This is a genomic window from Christensenella sp. (genome assembly GCF_034927525.1).
Classification (GTDB): domain Bacteria; phylum Bacillota; class Clostridia; order Christensenellales; family Christensenellaceae; genus Christensenella.
In genome coordinates, this window is record NZ_JAYFPU010000226.1 from 1 (window position 1) to 4682 (window position 4682).

Consider the following 4682-nt stretch of genomic DNA (forward strand, 5'->3'; position numbering starts at 1 on the left):
TGTCATATTTTATAGCCGTATGCCGCACAGGTATCTTCCTCCGCTCCTAAATATTGCAAACAGTCTTTATGTTAACACAAACTGGCTGTGCGGGGCAATCGGTTTTGGAAAGGAAATTGATTAATACATGGATTGCATACAAAAATTACAGCAAATGATCGATGAAAGTGAAAATATCGTTTTTTTTGGCGGTGCTGGTGTTTCCACTGAAAGCGGTATTCCGGATTTTCGCAGCGTAGACGGCTTGTACCATACGCAGTATCGATTTGAGCCGGAAACGATTTTGAGTCACGATTTTTTTATGACGCATACAGAAGATTTTTTTGACTTCTATCGCGCGAAAATGCTGCTTCTTGATGCACAGCCAAATGCGGCGCACAAGAAGCTGGCAGAGCTTGAAAAACAAGGAAAGCTAAAAGCGGTGATTACTCAAAATATTGATGGCTTGCACCAGGCTGCAGGCTCTGAAAATGTTTTGGAGCTGCATGGATCAGTGCATAGGAACACTTGTATGGACTGCGGAAAACAATACACGGCAGAGGATATTTTAAACAGTGTGGGTATTGCGCGCTGCACGTGCGGCGGAATCATTAAGCCGGATGTCGTGCTTTACGGCGAAGTGTTGAGAGACGATGTGGTCGAGCGTTCCGTACAGGCGATTTTCAATGCGGATATGCTGGTCGTCGGCGGTACGTCGCTTGTTGTCTATCCCGCGGCAGGGATGATTGAGTATTATAAAGGAGATAAGCTGGTGCTGATCAATAAGGCTTCTACGAATCACGACGCACATGCGAATCTGCTGATTTCGGAAAAAATTGGAGAAATTTTTTCAAAAATAAAATAAATTTGAAATTTGCCAAAGTTGGTTATATAATATATATGTGGAAGATTTCGAATTTGCCATCGGTACCGTGTATGTGAAAAGGGGGAGAGAGGGTTTTCCTTCTTTTTTACAATATTTATTATTTTTAAGAAGGTATGAAACATGAGAACAAAAGCGAAAGACAAAATTGTGGTAATCGGTTCGGGTAATGTAGGCGTTACAGTCGCCTATACACTCATGCTCAAAAGACTGAGTTCTGATATCGTGCTCATTGACGTGGACGAAGGCAGGGCTGAGGGCAACGTTCTTGACATGAATCATGGGATCGCGTTTTTCCGACAGTTGTCCATCAAACGCGGAACTTATGAGGATTGCAAAGACGCTTCTATCGTCATTGTGACGGCGGGGATCGCGCGTAAGCCTGGGCAGACGAGACTGGAACTTGCACAGACCAATGTCAAGATCATGTATGACATTGCAAAGCAGATCACACAGTACAACAAGGACATGATCATTCTTGTTGTCTCGAATCCAGTGGACGTGCTTACCTATGTGGCACACAAGGCGTCAGGCCTGCCTGCTTCACAGGTCATTGGTTCGGGCACGATGCTCGACACCTCCCGTTTTCGCTATTTGCTCAGTAAGCATTTTGATACGGATATCCGTGATATCAATGCGTATATTTTAGGAGAGCACGGGGATTCGCAAGTGCCGATCTGGTCGAGCATCACAATTGCCGGCGAACGTATCGACGAGCATTTAAAGGATCATAATAAGGTTCTTGACCGTCAGGCGATCTTTGAGCGGACGCGTGACTCCGGGGCGGAAGTCATCAGCCTGAAAGGTGCGACTTTTTATGGCGTTTCAATGTCTGTCGCGCGTGTTGTTGCGTCAATATTGGAAGACGAACACACAGTACTGCCTGTTTCTCATGTTTTGGATGAAGATTATCACGGCATCAAGGATGTCGCAATCAGTCTTCCGTGTATCGTAACATATGAAGGGGTCAAGCAGGTTATTGACCTGCATATCAATCCTGAAGAAATGGAAGAACTGAAGAATTCCGCAAAAACAATGAAAGCGTTTTTGGATAAATCAATCGCGATTCTTGATGAGGAGGCAAAATAATGGATATCAAAGAAAAAGCACTGAAAGCACATGCAGAGTGGAAAGGCAAGATCGAAGTGATCAGCAGAGCGCCGCTCAATGATAAAGACGATCTTTCGATCGCTTATACGCCGGGCGTAGCGGAACCGTGCCTAAAAATCTCTGAAAACGTAGATCTCTCTTACGAATATACACGCCGCCACAATCTTGTTGCGGTCGTGACAGACGGTACCGCAGTCCTTGGCTTAGGAGACATCGGCCCGGAAGCAGGCATGCCGGTTATGGAAGGGAAATGTGTTCTTTTCAAAACATTTGGTGATGTAGACGCATTCCCGCTTTGCATCCGCAGCAAGGATGTAGATGAAATCGTAAATACCGTAACGCTTCTTGCAGGCAGTTTTGGTGGGATCAACTTAGAAGACATCAGCGCGCCGCGTTGCTTCGAGATCGAACGCAGGTTAAAGGAAATCTGCGACATCCCGATCTTCCACGACGACCAGCACGGTACGGCAGTGGTAACGCTTGCAGCGTTGATCAATGCGTTAAAGCTTGTTGGAAAGGACATCCACGATATCAGCGTTGTTACGTCTGGCGCAGGCGCGGCAGGTATCGCGATCATCAAGCTTCTGATGGCTATGGGCTTAAAGGACGTTGTGATGTGCGACCGTCAGGGAGCGATCTATAAGGGTCGTGACGGGCTGAATGAAGAAAAGAAAGAAATGGCGGAAATTTCCAACCTGATGATGAAAAAAGGAAGCCTTGAAGATGTACTGAAAGGTGCAGACGTATTCATCGGCGTATCCGCTCCGGGTACGGTTACAGAGGAAATGGTCAAATCGATGGCAGATCAGCCGATCCTGTTCCCGATGGCAAATCCGACGCCTGAAATTATGCCTGATATTGCGAAAAAGGCAGGAGCGGCAATCATCGGAACGGGCAGAAGCGATTTCCCGAACCAGATCAATAACGTGCTTGCGTTCCCGGGTATTTTCAGGGGTGCATTGGATGTACGTGCCAGTGATATCAACGACGACATGAAGATCGCTGCTTCGTATGCGATCGCGGACCTGATCGCGGAGGATGAGCTCGAACCGGATTATATCATTCCTTCGCCATTTGATACACGTGTTGGCCCCGCTGTTGCAAAAGCAGTTGCGGAAGCCGCAAAAAAATCAGGTGTCAGCCGTATCTGAGCAAAAAAGCATAGCATTCAAAAAAACCGCTTAACTAAGCGGTTTTTTTATGCAATCTATTTTTAATGTTTAATGAAGAAATAAAAAAAGCGTTACATATAACGCCATTTGTAGTATAATAAATAAATAACATTTTTGGAAACGATGCTGAACTATTTTTATTACCATATGAATTGTAGCTCTAAATACAAGAAGTGTCAATAGGTTTTTATGAAAATATAAGGAGGATTATTGAATGGAAAACAGCCGTATTTCAGATATTACACCGGAGATATACGCTTTGACGGAAAAGATTATGCAGACAGGTGATATTGATCCGGCCTTATACACTGAATATCAGGTAAAGCGCGGTTTGCGCGATATCAATGGACAGGGAGTACTTGCGGGTCTTACCCGCATTTCAGATATACAGTCCTTTATCAAACAGGGGGACGAGCTTGTGCCCTGCGAAGGGAAGCTATGCTATCGCGGGGTTAATATCAAGGATATTGTAAACGGCTTTATCAAGGAAAAGCGGTATGGCTTTGAAGAGGTTGTCTATCTTTTGCTGACCGGGGATATGCCGGATAAGTCGCAGATTTTGGATTTTAAAAAGTTGCTTGCGCATTACCGCACGCTGCCTACGAATTTTGTACGTGATATCATTATGAAAGCGCCGAGCGCAGACATGATGAATACGCTTGCCAGAAGCGTACTGACGCTTTACGCGTATGATGAAAAGGCAAACGACATTTCTATACCGAACGTATTACGGCAGTCGTTGCAGCTCATTGCACTGTTTCCGCTGTTCTCCGTCTATGGATATCAGGCATACCGTCATTATCACGATGGACAGAGCCTCTTTATCCATGTGCCGGATCCAGAGCTTTCTACTGCTGAGAACATTTTGCATCTGCTTCGCCCGGATAGCAAGTATACGGAGTTGGAAGCGCATATCCTTGACGTTTCACTGGTGCTGCATGCAGAGCATGGCGGCGGTAACAACTCGACGTTTACGACGCATGTCGTATCTTCTTCGGGAACGGATACATATTCGTCCGTTGCGGCTTCTTTAGGCTCCTTAAAAGGGCCGAAGCACGGCGGCGCGAACATCAAGGTAGTCCAGATGATCGAAGATATGAAAAAGAACTTAAAAGACTGGGGCAGCGAGTCCGAAGTAAAGGATTATCTTGCCAAACTGCTCAACAAGCAGGCGTTTGACAAAGCCGGGCTCATCTACGGTATGGGGCACGCAGTTTATTCTCTTTCCGATCCGCGTGCAGATATCTTTAAGAGCTTTGTACAGAACCTATCTGAAGAAAAAGGCCTTTCCAAGGAGTTCCAGCTATATACATTGGTAGAGCGTCTTGCACCGGAGGTCATTGCCAAGGAACGCAAGATTTACAAAGGCGTCAGCGCAAACGTGGACTTTTACAGCGGCTTTGTATATAGTATGCTTAAATTACCGACAGAATTGTTCACACCAATCTTTGCGATGGCACGTATTGCCGGATGGAGCGCGCACCGCATAGAGGAACTTTCCAACGCAGGCAAGATCATTCGACCCGCATCTAAGAATG

Annotated in this window: 4 protein-coding genes; all 4 read left to right on the top strand. The window is 45.8% G+C overall.

Annotated elements, in window-relative coordinates:
* Nucleotides 1–127 precede the first annotated feature (127 nt).
* Nucleotides 128–844: an NAD-dependent protein deacylase gene (locus tag VB081_RS09385; protein ID WP_323400559.1), complete on the top strand. Its 717-nt coding sequence runs from the start codon at nt 128–130 to the stop codon at nt 842–844.
* A gap of 141 nt (nt 845–985) precedes the next feature.
* On the top strand, nt 986–1951 hold the full coding sequence (locus tag VB081_RS09390; RefSeq protein WP_323400560.1) for an L-lactate dehydrogenase: 966 nt from the start codon (nt 986–988) through the stop codon (nt 1949–1951).
* Nucleotides 1951–3123, top strand: a complete 1173-nt coding sequence (locus VB081_RS09395) for a malic enzyme-like NAD(P)-binding protein (RefSeq protein ID WP_323400561.1) — start codon at nt 1951–1953, stop codon at nt 3121–3123. Before VB081_RS09390 ends, VB081_RS09395 begins: the two co-directional genes overlap by 1 nt.
* Before the next feature lie 235 nt (nt 3124–3358).
* Nucleotides 3359–4682 (top strand): citrate/2-methylcitrate synthase (locus tag VB081_RS09400; RefSeq protein WP_323400562.1); only part of this gene is annotated, 1324 nt, incomplete at its 3' end.

Excerpts from the sequence above, each read along its gene's own strand:
- VB081_RS09385 (WP_323400559.1), top strand. The coding sequence starts at position 128 with ATGGATTGCATACAAAAATTACAGCAAATGATCGATGAAAGTGAAAAT.
- VB081_RS09390 (WP_323400560.1), top strand. The coding sequence starts at position 986 with ATGAGAACAAAAGCGAAAGACAAAATTGTGGTAATCGGTTCGGGTAAT.
- VB081_RS09395 (WP_323400561.1), top strand. The coding sequence starts at position 1,951 with ATGGATATCAAAGAAAAAGCACTGAAAGCACATGCAGAGTGGAAAGGC.